Raw genomic sequence first — 15,427 nt, 5'->3', positions numbered from 1 at the left:
GCCGTCCTCCGACAGGCCGGCGGAGGCCCGGGGATCCACGGGAATAGATCCGGCCGCACGTGGTTGAATGAGGATGTACATGCAAACGCATGGACCAGGCCCCACCGGGCCGGAGGACAGAAGGAGCGCCTGATGCAGTTCGGCATCTTCACGGTCAGCGACATCACGACCGACCCCACGACCGGACGGACCCCGTCCGAGTCCGAGAAGATCCAGGCGACCCTCGCGATCGCGCTGAAGGCGGAGGAGATCGGCCTCGACGTCTTCGCCCTGGGCGAGCACCACAATCCGCCGTTCTGGTCCTCCTCCCCCACCACCACGCTCGGCTACCTCGCGGCGAAGACCGAGAGGATCACGCTCTCCACCGCGATGGCCCTCATCACCACGAACGACCCCGTGAAGCTCGCCGAGGACTACGCGATGCTCCAGCACCTCGCCGGCGGCCGCGTCGACCTGATGCTCGGCCGCGGCAACACCGGCCCCGTCTACCCGTGGTTCGGCAAGGACATCCGCCGCGGCATCGAGCTGACGATCGAGAACTACGACCTGCTGCACCGCCTGTGGACCGAGGACTTCGTCGACTGGGAGGGCCAGTTCCGCACGCCCCTCCAGGGCTTCCAGTCGACCCCGCGCCCCCTCGACGGCGTCGCGCCGTTCGTGTGGCACGGATCGATCCGCTCGCCGCAGATCGCCGAGCAGGCCGCCTACTACGGCGACGGCTTCTTCGCGAACCACATCTTCTGGCCCGCCTCGCACACCCAGAAGATGGTGCAGCTCTACCGCCAGCGCTTCGAGCACTACGGCCACGGGACCGCCGACCAGGCGATCGTCGGCCTCGGCGGGCAGATCTTCCTGGCGAAGAACTCGCAGGACGCGGTCTCGCAGTTCCGCCCCTACTTCGACAACGCCCCCGTCTACGGCCACGGCCCCTCGCTCGAGGACTTCACGGAGCAGACCCCGCTCACCGTCGGCTCCCCGCAGCAGATCATCGACCGCACCCTCGGCTTCCGCGAGTACGTCGGCGACTACCAGCGCCAGCTCTTCCTGATGGACCACGCGGGACTCCCGCTGAAGACCGTCCTGGAGCAGATGGACATGCTCGGCGAGATCCTCCCCGCCCTCCGCGCCGGCTTCGCCGAGGGCCGCCCCTCGCACGTGCCCGACGCCCCCACCCACGCCTCCCTCGTGGCCGCGCGCGACGCGCAGCCCGCGGCCGAGCCCGTCACCGTCTAGTCAGGAGCTCTCCATGGACACCCGCAGGATCACCGTCCTCTCGGCCGGCCTCAGCCAGCCGTCCTCGACCCGGCTGCTCGCCGACCGCCTGGCCGACGCCGCCGAGTCCTCCCTCACCGAGCAGGGCTTCGCCGTCGAGCGGAGCGTCGTGGAGCTGCGCGACCTCGCGCACGACGTCACGAACAACCTCCTCACCGGCTTCGCGAGCCCCGCACTACAGACCGCGCTCGACGCGGTCGCCGGCGCCGACGGCCTGATCGCCGTGACGCCGATCTTCACCACCAGCTACAGCGGGCTCTTCAAGTCGTTCGTCGACGTGCTCGACACGGAGGCGCTGCGCGGTCTGCCCGTGCTGCTGGCGGCCACGGGCGGGTCCCCCCGCCACTCCCTGGCCGTCGACTACGCGATGCGCCCGCTCTTCACCTACCTGCACGCGGCGCCCCTCGCGACCACCGTGTTCGCGGCGACGGACGACTGGGGCGGCGCGACCGAGGACGGACGGGCGCTGCCCTCGCGCATCGAGCGCGCCGGACGCGAGCTGGCGGATCAGGCCGCCCGCTCCTCCCGCTCGGGCTCCACGCCCGACCCGTGGGCGCTCGACGGCTCGTTCGAGGGGATGCTCGGCCGCCGCGGCTGAACGCCCGCCGGGCGGATCGGCCGCTCCTCTCATGGATCGGCCGATCCGTCCAGCCGCGATAACCGCGGCCCTGCCGGAATAGCCTGCCCCCGGGAGCCTGCCGCTGGCCCCCGGAAGGAGGCCGTCATGGGCCTGACCAGCAAGGGGCTCCCCGCGGGGGCTCTCGACCTCTCGCAGCTCGGACGCGCGGTCCTCGACCGCCGCCGCTTCCTCGGAGCGCTCGGCGTCGCCGCCTCCGTCCCGGTCCTCTCCGGCTGCGGCTTCGCCCCCGCGGGCCCCGCGGCGAGCGCCGGCAGCGACACCCTCACCTTCACCACCTGGGGCACCGACGCCGAGCTGGCCGGCTTCCAGCGCGCGATCGACGCGTTCCAGACGGCGAACGCCGGCGCCACCGTGACCCTCAACGCGGTCCCGTACGAGCAGATGTTCACCAACATCGACGCGCAGCTGCAGGCGGGCAACCCGCCGGACGTCTTCCGGGTCCCGTACTACACGTTCGGCAGCTACGCCGGCCGCGACCAGCTCCTGGACCTGTCGGGCTTCCTCGACTCCGACGTCGCCGAGCGGTTCACCGATCCGGCCTGGGCCGCGGTGCAGAGCGGCGGGAGCCCCTTCGGCGTCCCCCACCACACCGACTCCTCGCTGATCCTCTACAACACGCAGGTGCTGGCCGACGCGGGCGTCACCTCCTTCCCCTCCTCGCCCGAGGAGGCGTGGACCTGGGAGGAGTTCACCGAGGTCGGGCGGAAGCTGCGCGCCTCGCTCCCCGCCGAGCGCTACCCCTTCGCCTACAACTGGCAGGGCAACGGCGTCACGCGCTGGCTCAGCCTGCTCTTCCAGGCCGACGGCCGCTTCCTCACCGAGGACCTGTCCGGGCCCGCGATCGACTCCGCCGCCGGCCGCGCCGCGATCGACTTCAGCCGCAGCTTCTTCACCGACGGCCTCGTGCCGCCGAGCAGCTCTGTGCAGGCGACCACCTACGCCAGCGACCTCTGGTACTCGCAGACCACCGCGATGACCTTCGCCGGCGCGTTCCTCATCCCCGACGCCGACTCCACCCTCGACTTCGAGTGGGGCGCCACCTACTCCCCGCGCAACGTGCGCGGAGGCGGCGACTTCGGCGGCAACGCCCTCGTCGCGACCAAGGCCGCGAAGAACCCGGAGCTGGCCGCCTCCTTCCTCGCGTTCGTGACGGAGGAGGAGGCGATGCGCGACTTCTGCGCCGGCGCCTCGCTCCTCCCCACTCGCCGCGACCTCACGGAGTCGGGCATCGAGTTCGCCGTGCGCCCCGAGCTCGCCGAGGTGTTCCTCGGCCAGGCGGGCACCGTCCAGGCGTCCGACTCGGCGCAGGTCGCCTCGCCCGACATGGCCGCGATCATCACGGTGCTCAAGGAGCAGCTGGAGCAGGCCTTCGTCGGCGGGCGCAGCACCGAGGACACCATCGCCGGCCTCACCGCCGGCATCGCGGCCGCGACGCAGTGAGCGGGTCGGTCCTCGCGCCGGAGGCGGTGACCGCCCGCCCCCGGCGCACCTCCCGCGCCCCCGCCCGCGAGACGGCGGCCGCCTACGCGTTCCTCGCGCCGAACCTGCTGATGCTCGGCCTGTTCGTGTTCGTCCCCCTGGGCGGCGCGTTCCTGATCGGCTTCCAGCGCACGAACGGCTTCGGCGACGGCGTCTTCGTCGGGCTCGACAACTACGCGCGGCTGCTCGGCGACGGCCTCTTCTGGCGCTCGACGCTGAACACGGCGCTGTTCACCCTGATCGTGACCCCGCTCTCGATGGCGCTGGGCCTCGGCGCGGCGGTGCTGATGAACTCGGTGCTGCCCGCGCGGCCGGTGTTCCGCAGCATCCTCATCCTGCCGATGGCGGTCTCCGGCGTGGCGACGGCGCTGATGGGCGTGCTGATCTTCGACGAGAACAGCGGCGTGCTCGACGGCATGCTCCAGACGATCGGCCTCCCCCGCATCGCCTGGCAGTCCGGCGGAGCGGCGGCCTTCGCCTCCGTGGTGCTCGTCACCCTGTGGTGGCGCACCGGCTTCAACATGCTGATCTACCTGGCGGGGCTGCAGGGGGTGAACCCGGCGCTCTACGAGGCGGCCCGGCTCGACGGAGCGAACGCGTGGCAGCAGTTCCGCCACGTGACGCTGCCGCTGGTCGGCCCGTCGTCGTTCTTCCTGCTCATCCTCAACGTCATCTACTCGTTCCAGGTGTTCGACATCGTCTTCGTGCTCACCGGCGGCGGACCGCAGAACGCGACCTCGGTGCTCGTGACCTACGCCTACGACACCGGGTTCGTCACCCGCGACCAGGGCTACGCCGCGGCCATCGGCATCGTGCTGCTGATCCTGACCATGATCTTCACCGCGGTGCAGTGGCGCACCAACCGCTCGAGGGACCTCGTCGAATGATCCGCACGTCGCGCACCTCGCGCCTGCTCCGCCTCGCCCTCGCCCTCGGTGTCTCGGTGGTCATCGTCTTCCCGCTGTACTGGATGGTCGTCGTCGCGTTCTCCTCGCGGTCCGAGCTGCTCGGCGGCACCCTCCGCCTCTGGCCGCGCGAGCTGACGCTGGTGAACTTCGAGCGGGTGTTCTCGTCGTTCCCCGTGGCGACCTGGTTCGGCAACTCCCTCGCGATCAGCCTGGTCACCGCCCTGATCACCGTGACGATCAACCTGCTCGGCGGCTACGCCTTCGCGCAGCTGCGGTTCCGCGGATCCGGAGTGCTCTTCCTCCTGGCCCTGTCGACGCTCACCCTGCCCGTGCAGGTGATCATGGTGGCGCTGTTCCGGCTCGTCACCGACCTCGGCCTCTACGGGAGCTACTGGGCGGTGATCCTGCCGACGGCGGCATCGGCGTTCGGGCTGTTCCTGGCGCGGCAGTTCATCCTCGCGATCCCGCGGGACCTGATCGAGGCGGCCCGGATCGACGGCGCCGGGCACTTCCGCGTGTTCACGGCCATCGTCCTCCCCCTCTCGAAGCCGCTCATCGCCGTGCTCTTCTTCATGTCGCTGCTCGGCTCCTGGAACGACTTCGCCTGGCCGCTCATCGCCCTGAAGGAGAACGCGCTGTTCACGCTCCCGATCGGGCTGCTCTTCCTCCAGGGGCAGTTCGGCAGCGACTACGGAGCGACCATGGCGTTCGCCCTGGTGAACGTCGTGCCGATGGTGGTGCTGTTCCTGGTGTTCCAGCGCTACTTCGTGCAGGGCTTCGCGCGCAGCGGCCTCCGCTGACCCTGCGGCGGGGGGGGGTGCGGATCGGTGCGCTGAGCGGCCATTCGTCCCCCCGTCCGGGGCCGGGAGTGTCAATCCCCCCGTTCCGCCGACCCGGCCGGCGCCGCCCCGCGGTACCGTCGTCGCAGGCGCCCACCTCGTGCGCTCCGGAGCGCACCGTTCGAGCGGAAGGCGGGATCGCCATGAGTACCGTCGCCGCGAACGCCGCCCAGCAGAAGGTGGCCGGCCGCTACTACCTGATCGAGCGCATCGGCTCCGGCGGGATGGGCTCGGTCTACCGGGCCCGCGACGAGACCGTGCAGCGCGAGGTCGCCGTGAAGGTGTTCCGCGCGGAGGCCTCGAACCCCGAGGACGTGGCCCGCCAGGAGCGCGAGGTGCGGATGCTGAGCTCCTTCGCCCACCCGGGCATCGTCAACCTCTTCGACGCGGGGCTGCACAACTTCGGCGGCGAGGTCCGCCGCTACGTCGTGATGGAGCTCGTCGCCGACCCCACGATGGAGGCGCGGCTCGAGTCCGGCCCCCTCCCGGCGGCGGAGGTCGCTGCGATCGGCACGCAGCTCGCCGAGGCCCTGGCCTACCTGCACGAGCGCGGCGTCGTGCACCGTGACGTGAAGCCCGCGAACATCCTGGTCAGCGAGGTCGCCTCCAGCGGCTACGCCCGCACCGCAAAGCTCACCGACTTCGGCGTGGCCCACTTCATGGACGGCTCCCGCCTGACCAGCGACGGCGTCGTGATCGGCACCGCGAGCTTCGTCAGCCCGGAGCAGGTCGCGGGCGAGCCGATCAGCGGAGCGAGCGACGTCTTCTCCCTCGGCCTGGTCCTCCTCGAGGCGATCACCGGTCACCGCGAGTACTCGGGCACCGTCCTCGAGGCGGCCATCGCCCGCCTCCACCGCAGCCCCTCCGTGCCCGACACCCTGCCGGCGGAGTGGCGGGCGCTGCTGACCTCGATGACGCAGCGGGACCCGGAGAAGCGGCCGACCGCCGACGAGGTCGCGCACCGGCTCCGCGGCGGGATGACGACGGGCACGGCGGCGGCCGCGCCGACCGCCTCGGACTCGCGCGCGGCACGGATCCGGCGCTCCGTGATCATCGGCTCGAGCGTGGTCGGCGTCGGCGCGATCGCGGCGCTGTCGTGGATGCTCGGAGCGCTCGCCGGTCGCTGACCGTTCGGGCGCGGGGCCCTAGGCCTCGCCGGGGAACGCGGGACGGAGCACGATCCGCGTCCAGGCGCCCACGTAGATCCGATCGCCCTCCTCGACCTCGCGGCGCTGACCGGCGGCGATCGGCGACTGCGGGAGCGGCGCCCCGGCCGGGGCGAGGTACGTGCCGTTCGCCGACTGCAGATCCTCGACCCACCAGCGGTAGCCGTCGGTGCTCAGCTGGCAGTGGCGCCGCGAGACACCGGAGTCGGAGCCGCAGTCCACCTGCGGCGAGACGCCGCGGGAGACGGACGGGCGGCCGACGAGCAGGGTGCGCTCGCGGAGGACGACGGTCGCGGGCGGGCCGGGCGAGGGCATCGGGTCGTCGGCGCGCTGCTCGGCGTACCACTCCGGGTCGACCCAGAGCTCGGCGATCCACGGGCGGTCCGGGTCCGCGGAGGCGGCGGCGGGGCGGGCGGAGCCGGTGGCCGGCGCGGACGCGGCCTCCTCCTCCGACGCTGAGGCCCCGGGTGCCGCGTCGGGGGCTGCGGCCTCGGGTGCAGGGGCCTCCGGGATCACCTCGGTCGGCGGAGCGGCGGGCGGCGCGGTCGCGACCGGGGTGTCGAAGCCGGCCTCCTGCTCCGGGACCAGCTCGGTCGGAGCCGCGGGATCGGCCTGCGGCGCGGGCGCCTCGCCCAGGTGCTGGGCCGGGTCCCCCGACGGCGTCGCGGAGCCGCCGACCTCGCCCGGAGCGCGGACGGCGCCGGAGGAGGTGAACGGATCGGCCTCGGGGAGGGAGCCGGTCGTGAAGTCGTAGCCGCAGTTCTCGCAGAACAGGGCGCCGGGCTCGTTCGGGAACGAGCAGTGCGGGCAGACCGAGGGGCCGGTCGGGATCGCGGTGGTCGGCGCGGCGGGAGCGAGCGACGGGGCTGCAGCGGCACCGATGGGCGCCCCGCAGACGTCGCAGTAGTCGCCGGACTGCGAGGTGTGCCCCTCGGGACAGCGGAAGCTCACTTGCGCACCCGCGTGGTCTTGGTCGACGCGGTGTCCAGCGCCATCTCGTCGAGGCGGTCCACGCCGCGCTTGAGCCGCACGGTGCCCTCGTTCGGGTCGTCGATCTCGACGACCTTCCGCAGCTTCGCGGTCGCCTCGTCGTTCCCGGTGACGGAGGCGAGCTGCACCGCCCGCCCGAGCTTGACCGTGGCGGTCGCCTCGTCGCCCCGCGCCTTGGCCGCGAGCCCGTCCTGGATCGCGGAGGCGAGCTCGGTCTGGCCGGTGTAGTGGGCGACGGCGGGGTCGATGCGGGCGGTCAGGGCGGAGTCGTCCGTCCAGCGCGCCTTCACCAGGGCGGAGGCGACCACCTCGTCGCGCACGCTGAGCTGCACCCGCGCGGCGAGCTGCTCCGAGCCGACCGGCTTCGACGCGACCCGGACCGCCACGTGGTATTCCCGCGACTCGTCGCCCCAGGCGCCGGTCGGGTAGGCGCCGGTGAGCGGGTTCACGGCGTTCCGCCGGGAGCTGAGGTCCTCGAGGTTCGGCGCGACCTGGCGGACGAAGAGCAGCTGCGCGCCCTGCGGAGTCCAGACGCGGAGCTCGCCGTTGGCGACTCCCCGGCCCATCGACGCCCGCATCAGCGACTCGAAGTCGGCCGCCATGTCGGCCGGGTTCGCGATCAGGCCCACGGTGCCCAGCAGGGCGCTCGCGATGGTGCGCGCCTCCTCGACGATCCAGCGGGAGCCGACGCCGCGCACGTCGCACTGGAAGTCGCCCGACGCCGCGCGGATCGCCGCGTCCAGCTGCATCCGCGACTCGTGCTCGTTCTTGCCGTCGGTGAGGAGGATCGCGTGCCTCTGCGTCGCCTCCGGCACGGTCGCGAACAGCTGGCGGGCGAGGGTCAGCCAGGTGCCCATCGCGGTGCCGCCGTCGGCCTGGAGGTAGCCGATCGCCTCCTTCGCCGCGGCTCGCGCCCCCGGCTCCATCCGCACCATCGAGACGGTGGCGTTGGGGTACGGGAAGGCGCGGTCGGCGCGCTCGGACCCGGCCACGACGGCGAAGAAGGTGCCGTCCAGGATCTGGTCGACGGCCACGGCGGCGGCGCGCTTCGCGGCCGTCATGTTCTCGCCGGTCATCGATCCGGAGCAGTCCACGATGATGATCTCGGCCGCGGCCCCGTCGGACCCGGCGACCCCCGTGCCGGACGCGGTCACCGTGACGATGGCGTGCACGTCGGTGGCGCCGTCCGAGAGGAACTCGTTCTGGAAAACACTCGCGCTGAACTCCGCCATTCCGGCAGTTTACGGGGACGCCCGGCCCGAGCGGCCCTCCATCGCCGAGGATCGGCCGGGCATCGCGGCCCGACGCCTGCACGACAGCTGTCGGGGCCGGCGGAGGCGGGTCGAGCGCCGCCGGAGCGCCCCCGTCAAGCCCGCCGCGACCGGACGCCGCCGATGCCAGGGTGGAGCCGTGCCTCCCTGGACCCTCGCCCTCGCCAGCGGCGCCATCGGCGGCGCCACCCTCCTGATCGGCGCCGCGCTCGCCTGGTTCGTGCGCGTGCCCCCGAAGCTCACCGCCGCGATCTCCGCCTTCGGAGCAGGGGTACTGATCTCGGCGCTCGCCTACGAGCTCGTGCAGGAGGCGGCGGACGACGGAGGACTGCTCCCGACGATCCTCGGCACGCTCGCGGGAGCCGTCGTCTTCGTCGGCGCGGACGCGCTGCTCACCCGCGCCGGCGCGGGGAACCGCAAGAGCGCGAAGGGGTCGGGTGGAGGAGGAGGCGCGGCCATCGCGGCCGGCGCCCTGATCGACGGGGTCCCCGAATCGATCGTGCTCGGCCTCTCGGTCGCCCAGGGCGGCGCGGGAGCGGCGATCAGCGTGCCCATCGTCGCCGCGGTCGCGATCTCGAACCTCCCCGAGGGCCTGTCCTCGACGGTCGGCATGAAGGCCGACGGCCGCTCCGCCCGCTACGTCTTCACCGTCTGGGGCGGGATCGCCGCGATCTCGGCCGCCGCGGCGCTGGTCGGCTTCCTGGTCTTCGCCACCGCACCGGGCGCGGTCGTGGCCTTCGTGACGACCGTCGCCGCCGGCGCGATCCTCGCCATGATCTCGAACACGATGATCCCCGAGGCGTTCGACCGCGACGACGTGCTCACCGGGCTGTACGCGGTCCTCGGGTTCGTGACGGCGTTCGCCTTGCACAGTGCTGGTTAGGACGCCGCTCCCCGCGCGGCGTCCCGCAGTCGGCTCCAGCGCGCGGCCGGGTCCCGAAGAGCGGCAGGCGCACGGCGACGCGGATCCGCTGGAACGCGGATCCCCGGATACGCCTCGCGAGGACGCCGCTGGTTAGGACGCCGCTCCCCGCGCGGCGTCCCGCAGTCGGCTCGAGCGCGTGGCCGGGTCCCGAGGAGCGGGATGCGTACGGCGACGCGGATCCGCTGGAACGCGGATCCCCGGATACGCCTCGCGACGGCGCCGCTCCCCGCGCGGCGTCCCGCAGTCGGCTCGAGCGCGTGGCCGGGTCCCGAGGAGCGGGATGCGTACGGCGACGGGGATCCGCTGGAACGCGGATCCCCAGATACGCCTCGCGAGGACGCCGCTCCCCGAGCGGCGTCCCGCAGTCGGCTCCAGCGCGCGGCCGGGTCCCGAGGAGCGGGATGCGTACGGCGACGGGGATCCGCTGGAACGCGGATCCCCGGATACGCCTCGCGACGGCGCCGCTGCCTTCGCGGCGTCCCGCAGTCGGCTCCAGCGCGGGGCCGGGTCCCGAGGAGCGGGATGCGCACGGCGACGCGGATCCGCTGCACCACCGATCCCCGGACACGCCTCGCGAGGACGCCGCCGCCTGCGGCACGGAGTGCGGTCAGCCGCTGAAGGCGGTGAGGGCGTCGTCGAGGATGCCGAGGCCGCGGGCGACCTCGGCGGGGGTGATGACGGCCGGCGGGACCACGTGGATCCGGTTGTCGGCGGTGAAGGGCAGGAGGCCGCGGGACAGCAGGTCGGCCTTGAGGCGGGCGACGGAGGCCGCCGGCAGCGGGGTGCGCGCGGCCCGGTCGGTGACCAGCTCCAGCGCCCAGAACACTCCGGAGCCCCGGACCTCGCCGATCAGGTCGTGCTTCGCCTCGAGCGCCGCCAGGCCGGGGGCCAGGTGCTCCGAGCCGATGGTGCGCGCGTTGTCGACGATCCCCTCCTCCTCCATCGCCTGGAGCGTCGCGACGACGCTGGCCGCGGCGAGCGGGTGGCCCGAGTAGGTGAGACCGCCGGGGAAGACGCGCTCGTCGAAGTGGTGGGCGATCGGATCCGAGATGACGACGCCGCCGATCGGGACGTAGCCGGAGTTCACCCCCTTCGCGAAGGTGATCAGGTCGGGGCGCACGTCGAAGGCGTCGAAGGCGAACCACTCCCCCGTGCGGCCGAAGCCCGCCATGACCTCGTCGAGGATCAGCTGGATGCCGTACCGGTCGGCGATCTCGCGCACACCCGCGAGGTAGCCGGGCGGCGGGGTGAGCACGCCGGCGGTGCCGGGGATGGTCTCGAGGAGGAACGCGGCGATCGACTCCGGCCCCTCCGCCTGCACGACGCGCTCGAGGTGGTGGAGGGCGCGCTCGCACTCCTGCTCGAGGCTCTCGGCCCAGAACTCGCTGCGGTACAGGTAGGGCCCGAAGGCGTGCACGTGCCCGCGGGAGTACTCGTTGGGGATGCGGCGCCAGTCGCCGGTCGAGACGATCGCCGCTCCCGTGTTGCCGTGGTACGAGCGGTACAGCGAGACGACCTTGTCGCGGCCGGTGAACAGCCGCGCCATGCGGATCGCGTTCTCGTTCGCGTCCGCGCCGCCGTTGGTGAAGAAGACCTTCTCCATGCCCTCGGGCGCCCGCTCGGTGATCAGGCGGGCCGCCTCGGCGCGGGTCTCGTTCGCGTAGGCCGGGCCGACGGTGGTGAGGACGCCCGCCTGCTCCTGGATCGCGGCGACGACCTTCGGGTGCTGGTAGCCGATGGTGACGTTCACGAGCTGGCTCGAGAAGTCGAGGTAGCGGGTGCCGTCGACGTCCCAGACCTCGGCGCCGAGACCGCCCGCGATCGGCAGCGGATTCAGCGCGCCCTGCGCCGACCAGGAGTGGAACACGCGGGACCGGTCGGCGGCGGTGACCGAGGCGTTGTCGCGGACGGTGGGGGCGGTCGAGGACGTCATGCTCCCCATCGTGCCGCGCGGGCCTCGGAAGAGGGCGTGCGGATCCGTCGATCCGCGGACCCTACGATGGACGGAACGTCGAAGGGAGCCGCGCATGCCCGCGACCGTCCGCGATCTGCTGGCCGAACCGGCCTTCCGCCTGCGCGTGCTCGCCGGCGTCCACGACGAGGCCGACCTCGACGCCCCCCTGGTGTGGGCGCACTCCTCGGACCTCGTCGATCCGACGCCCTGGCTCGAGTCGGGCCAGCTGCTGCTGACCGACGGCGTCCACTTCACCGGGCACGACAGCGCCGAGTTCTCGGAGGAGTACGTCGCCCGGCTGCGCGGCCGCGGCATCCGCGCGCTCGGCTTCGCCACCCGCATCGTGCACGACGAGGTGCCCGCCGCTCTCGTCACGGCGTGCGAGCGCCAGGGCCTGCCGCTGCTGGAGGTGGCGGACCTGACTCCGTTCATGGGGATCATCCGCTTCGTCGCCGACGTGATCTCGCGGGAGCAGCGCGAGCGGCTGGAGTGGTCGCTCGAGGCGCAGCGGCGGGTCGCCCGCGCGGCGCTGCGGCCGGACGGGCTCGCGGCGATCCTCACCGAGCTGGAGCGGCAGCTGGACTGCTGGGTCGCCCTCTACGACGCGGCCGGGCAGAGGGTGCACCTGCCCACCCGGCTCGACGTGCCGGCGGAGGAGGCGGTCGCCGCGGCCGCGAGGCACGCGCTGACCCGCGGCAGCCGAGCGGGACTCCGGCTCGACGACGGCGGCGGAGTGACGCTGCAGACGATCGGGCGCCGCGACCACCTGCGTGGGGTGCTCGCCGTGGGCACGGGCACGCCGCTGGACCCGGCGGGCAGCGACCTCGTCGCGAGCGTCATCGCCCTGGCGAGCATCGCGCTGGAGCAGCGGCGCGCGCTGGACTCCTCCCGCCGGCAGCTGCGCTCCGGACTGCTCGAGCTGCTGGCCGCGGGAGCCTTCGACGTCGCCGAGAGCACCGCACGGCGCCTGGGTAGCCCGCTGCCCGCCGAGCCCGTGCGGGTGGTCGTGCTGAGCGCGCCCGTGCACGGCGACTCGCTCCTCGACGAACTGGAGGTCGTGGCGGAGGAGGACGGCGCGCGCCTGTTCTTCGCCGAGAGGGACGGCTCGCTCGTCGCCGTGGCCGCCGCCGACGGACTCGAGCCGCTGACCGCCGTGCTGGAGCGGCACGGCGCGAGCGCCGGCGCCTCCGCCCCGATCGGCTGGTCGGACCTGGACCGGGGCCTCGAGGAGGCGCGGCGCGCCGCCGAGCGGACAGGAGACGGGCCGGTGGTCCGGTTCGAGGACGTCGCCGCCGAGGGGATGATCGGGCTCCTCGCCGCCGCCGGAGCAGCACCGCTCGCCCGCCGGATGCTCGCACCGCTGCTGACCCCCGAGGGAGCCGTGCTGCTCGAGAGCGCCCGCGTCTGGCTCCGCCGCAACGGCGCCTGGGAGCCCGCCGCCCGTGACCTCGGCGTGCACCGTCACACCCTCCGCAACCGCATCACCGCCGTCGAGCGCGCCCTCGGCCTCGACCTCGACGACGTCTCCGCCCGCACCGAGCTCTGGACGGCGCTGCGGCTGCACTCATAGCCGATCTCCTCCTGGCGTCGTCGATCGGCCGCGGTCGGCCTCAGGAGGTGGGGACGATGGGAAGAGCGGGTCGCGTACCGCGCACGACGATCCGCTCCCACGCGGATCGCCGGTTGCGCTCAGCCGTGCTCAGGAGCCTCTCTCCTCCTGCGTCGTCGATCGGCCGCGGTCGGCCGGGGAGGGTGGTCGCGCTGGGAAGAGCGGGTCGCGTACCGCGCACGACGATCTGCTCACACGCGGATCGACGGTTGCGCTCGGCGGTGCTCAGGAGCCTCTCTCCTCCTTCGTCGTTGGTCGGCCGCGGTCGGCCGGGGCGGGTCGTCGCGTTCCGCAGAGCGGGCCGCGTACCGCGCACGAAAATCCGCTCCCACGCGGATCGGCGGTTGCGCGGTGCTCAAGAGCCTCTCTCCTCCTGCGTCGTCGATCGGCCGCGGTCGGCCGGGGAGGGTGGTCGCGTTCCGCAGAGCGGGTCGCGTACCGCGCACGACGATCCGCTCACACGCGGATCGACGGTTGCGCGGTGCTCAAGAGCCTCTCTACTCCTGCGTCGTCGATCGGCCGCGGTCGGCTGGGGAGGGTGGTCGCGTTCCGCAGAGCGGGTTGCGTACCGCGCACGACGATCCGCTCCCACGCGGATCGCCGGTTGCGCTCAGCCGTGCTGGTGAGCCTCTCCGGTCGACCCAGCGCCTCCCGCCGGCGCGGAGCGCAACCGGTGATCCGCGTCTCAGCGGATCGACGTGCGCGGAACGCAGGACGCTCTGCGAGACGCGACCACCCTCCCAGGCCGACTGCGGGCGATCGACGACGAAGGAGGAGAGAGCCTAGGAATGCTGCGGGAACCCGAGGTTGATGCCGCCGTGGGAGGGGTCGAGCCAGCGGCTGGTGATGGCCTTCTGCTGGGTGAAGAAGCGGACGCCTTCTGCTCCGTGAGCCTTGGTGTCGCCGAAGAGGGACGCCTTCCAGCCGCCGAAGGAGAACGTGGCGACGGGGACGGGGATGGGGACGTTGATGCCGATCATGCCGACCTCGACCTCGTTCTGGAAGCGGCGGGCCGCTCCTCCATCGTTGGTGAAGATGGCCGTGCCGTTGCCGAACGCGCCGTTGTTGATCAGCGCGACGCCCTCCTCGTAGGAGGCGACGCGGACGATGGAGAGCACCGGTCCGAAGATCTCCTCCGTGTACGCGCGGGAGGTCGTGGGGACCTTGTCGAGCAGGGTCGGGCCGAGCCAGAACCCGTTCGCGTCCCCGTCGACCTCGATGCCGCGGCCGTCGATGACGACCTCCGCGCCGTCCTCCTCCGCGATCGCGATGTAGGAGGCGACCTTGTCGCGGTGCACCTGGGTGACCAGCGGGCCCATGTCGCAGCCACGGCGGCCGTCGCCGATGCGCAGCTTCGACGCCCTGTCCTGGATCTTGGTGATGAGCTCGTCGGCGACGGGCTCGACCGCGACGACGACCGAGATCGCCATGCACCGCTCCCCCGCCGAGCCGAAGCCGGCGTTGATGGCGGAGTCGGCGACGAGGTCGAGGTCCGCGTCGGGGAGCACCAGCATGTGGTTCTTCGCCCCACCGAGGGCCTGGACGCGCTTGCCGTGCTTCGTGCCCGTCTCGTAGACGTACTGCGCGATCGGGGTGGAGCCGACGAAGGAGATCGAGCGCACGTCGGGGTGCTCGAGCAGCCCGTCGACGGCCTGCTTGTCGCCGTTGAGCACCGTGTAGACGCCGTCGGGGAGGCCGGCCTCCTTCCAGAGGGCGCCGAGCCAGATCGCCGGGGACGGGTCCTTCTCGGAGGGCTTCACCACGACGGTGTTGCCGGCGGCGATGGCGATGGGGAAGAACCACATCGGCACCATCGCAGGGAAGTTGAAGGGGGAGATGATCCCGACAACGCCCAGCGGCTGCTTGGTCGAGTAGACGTCGACGCCGGTGGAGACCTGCTCCGAGTACTCGCCCTTGAGGTGGTGCGCGAGACCGGTCGCGAACTCCACGACCTCTTGGCCTCGGGTGATCTCGCCGAGCGCGTCCGAGACGACCTTGCCGTGCTCCGACGTGATCAGCTCGGCGAGCTCCTGCTTCTTCGCCTCGAGGAGCTCGCGGAAGCGGAAGACGATCTGCTGCCGCTTCGCGAGCGACGTGTCGCGCCAGGCGGGGAAGGCGGCCTTCGCGGAGGCGACGGCGGCGTCCACCTCGGCGGAGTCGGCGAGCGCGACCTCCTTGGTCGCGACTCCCAGCGCCGGGTCGTAGACGGGAGCGGTGCGGCCGGACGAGGAGGCCGAGGGAGCCCCGTCGATCCAGTGGCCGACGACGGACAGGGCGGTGGCGGGCTCGGCGATGCTCATGGCGACGACTGTAGGGGCGTGACCACGGCCGCGGGGGTGCCGATCCGTCCAGCGGTGGAGGGGTGGTCTGGACG

At 72.7% G+C, this 15,427-nt stretch carries 12 protein-coding genes; 8 read left to right on the top strand and 4 right to left on the bottom strand.

Annotated features, from left to right (window positions below; translation table 11 throughout):
- The first annotated feature begins 132 nt into the window (after window positions 1–132).
- The 6 genes from C5C63_RS09970 to C5C63_RS09945 all read left to right on the top strand — a co-directional run bounded on the left by C5C63_RS09970 (window position 133) and on the right by C5C63_RS09945 (window position 6,265).
- On the top strand, window positions 133–1,233 hold the full coding sequence (locus C5C63_RS09970; protein ID WP_104223849.1) for an LLM class flavin-dependent oxidoreductase: 1,101 nt from the start codon (window positions 133–135) through the stop codon (window positions 1,231–1,233).
- A 13-nt stretch (window positions 1,234–1,246) separates the two neighbouring features.
- Window positions 1,247–1,870, top strand: coding sequence for an FMN reductase (locus C5C63_RS09965; protein ID WP_104249848.1), 624 nt, complete (start codon window positions 1,247–1,249; stop codon window positions 1,868–1,870).
- Window positions 1,871–1,996: 126 nt separating this feature from the next.
- Complete coding sequence (locus tag C5C63_RS09960) at window positions 1,997–3,352, top strand: sugar ABC transporter substrate-binding protein (RefSeq protein ID WP_104325978.1); 1,356 nt, start codon at window positions 1,997–1,999, stop codon at window positions 3,350–3,352.
- Window positions 3,353–3,378: 26 nt separating this feature from the next.
- A complete protein-coding gene (locus C5C63_RS09955; protein WP_244229482.1) occupies window positions 3,379–4,278 on the top strand; it encodes a carbohydrate ABC transporter permease in 900 nt (299 codons plus the stop codon).
- Window positions 4,275–5,099 carry a carbohydrate ABC transporter permease gene (locus C5C63_RS09950; RefSeq protein WP_104223846.1) on the top strand — a complete coding sequence of 275 codons (825 nt, stop codon included), beginning with the start codon at window positions 4,275–4,277 and terminating at the stop codon, window positions 5,097–5,099. Before C5C63_RS09955 ends, C5C63_RS09950 begins: the two co-directional genes overlap by 4 nt.
- Before the next feature lie 182 nt (window positions 5,100–5,281).
- Window positions 5,282–6,265: a serine/threonine-protein kinase gene (locus C5C63_RS09945; RefSeq protein WP_104325977.1), complete on the top strand. Its 984-nt coding sequence runs from the start codon at window positions 5,282–5,284 to the stop codon at window positions 6,263–6,265.
- Window positions 6,266–6,283: 18 nt separating this feature from the next.
- On the opposite strand, the gene C5C63_RS09940 is transcribed toward C5C63_RS09945, so the two are convergent.
- Both C5C63_RS09940 and C5C63_RS09935 read right to left on the bottom strand, forming a co-directional pair.
- Window positions 6,284–7,255 (bottom strand): FHA domain-containing protein, encoded by a 972-nt coding sequence (locus C5C63_RS09940; RefSeq protein WP_104325976.1) that lies wholly within the window; start codon window positions 7,253–7,255, stop codon window positions 6,284–6,286.
- Window positions 7,252–8,526, bottom strand: a complete 1,275-nt coding sequence (locus tag C5C63_RS09935; protein ID WP_104223843.1) for a VWA domain-containing protein — start codon at window positions 8,524–8,526, stop codon at window positions 7,252–7,254. The genes C5C63_RS09940 and C5C63_RS09935 overlap by 4 nt, the downstream gene beginning before the upstream one ends.
- 178 nt (window positions 8,527–8,704) lie before the next feature.
- Here C5C63_RS09935 and C5C63_RS09930 point away from each other — a divergent pair, with 178 nt between their 5' ends.
- A complete protein-coding gene (locus tag C5C63_RS09930) occupies window positions 8,705–9,448 on the top strand; it encodes a ZIP family metal transporter (protein ID WP_104223842.1) in 744 nt (247 codons plus the stop codon).
- A 649-nt stretch (window positions 9,449–10,097) separates the two neighbouring features.
- On the opposite strand, the gene C5C63_RS09925 is transcribed toward C5C63_RS09930, so the two are convergent.
- Window positions 10,098–11,423 (bottom strand): aspartate aminotransferase family protein, encoded by a 1,326-nt coding sequence (locus C5C63_RS09925; protein ID WP_104325975.1) that lies wholly within the window; start codon window positions 11,421–11,423, stop codon window positions 10,098–10,100.
- A 94-nt stretch (window positions 11,424–11,517) separates the two neighbouring features.
- On the opposite strand from C5C63_RS09925, the gene C5C63_RS09920 reads away from it, so the two are divergent.
- Window positions 11,518–13,014 carry a PucR family transcriptional regulator gene (locus C5C63_RS09920; RefSeq protein ID WP_181110591.1) on the top strand — a complete coding sequence of 499 codons (1,497 nt, stop codon included), beginning with the start codon at window positions 11,518–11,520 and terminating at the stop codon, window positions 13,012–13,014.
- 821 nt (window positions 13,015–13,835) lie between these two features.
- Here the strand turns inward: C5C63_RS09920 and C5C63_RS09915 are convergent.
- Complete coding sequence (locus C5C63_RS09915) at window positions 13,836–15,353, bottom strand: CoA-acylating methylmalonate-semialdehyde dehydrogenase (RefSeq protein ID WP_104325973.1); 1,518 nt, start codon at window positions 15,351–15,353, stop codon at window positions 13,836–13,838.
- Window positions 15,354–15,427 lie beyond the last annotated feature (74 nt).

Source organism: Rathayibacter sp. AY1B8 (genome assembly GCF_002932775.1).
Classification (GTDB): Bacteria; Actinomycetota; Actinomycetes; order Actinomycetales; family Microbacteriaceae; genus Rathayibacter.
This window is presented reverse-complemented; position numbering and strand designations above follow the sequence as displayed.

Coding starts and splice junctions, on each gene's coding strand:
- C5C63_RS09970 (WP_104223849.1), top strand. CDS start 133: ATGCAGTTCGGCATCTTCACGGTCAGCGACATCACGACCGACCCCACG.
- C5C63_RS09965 (WP_104249848.1), top strand. CDS start 1,247: ATGGACACCCGCAGGATCACCGTCCTCTCGGCCGGCCTCAGCCAGCCG.
- C5C63_RS09960 (WP_104325978.1), top strand. CDS start 1,997: ATGGGCCTGACCAGCAAGGGGCTCCCCGCGGGGGCTCTCGACCTCTCG.
- C5C63_RS09950 (WP_104223846.1), top strand. CDS start 4,275: ATGATCCGCACGTCGCGCACCTCGCGCCTGCTCCGCCTCGCCCTCGCC.
- C5C63_RS09945 (WP_104325977.1), top strand. CDS start 5,282: ATGAGTACCGTCGCCGCGAACGCCGCCCAGCAGAAGGTGGCCGGCCGC.
- C5C63_RS09935 (WP_104223843.1), bottom strand. CDS start 8,526: ATGGCGGAGTTCAGCGCGAGTGTTTTCCAGAACGAGTTCCTCTCGGAC.
- C5C63_RS09925 (WP_104325975.1), bottom strand. CDS start 11,423: ATGACGTCCTCGACCGCCCCCACCGTCCGCGACAACGCCTCGGTCACC.
- C5C63_RS09920 (WP_181110591.1), top strand. CDS start 11,518: ATGCCCGCGACCGTCCGCGATCTGCTGGCCGAACCGGCCTTCCGCCTG.
- C5C63_RS09915 (WP_104325973.1), bottom strand. CDS start 15,353: ATGAGCATCGCCGAGCCCGCCACCGCCCTGTCCGTCGTCGGCCACTGG.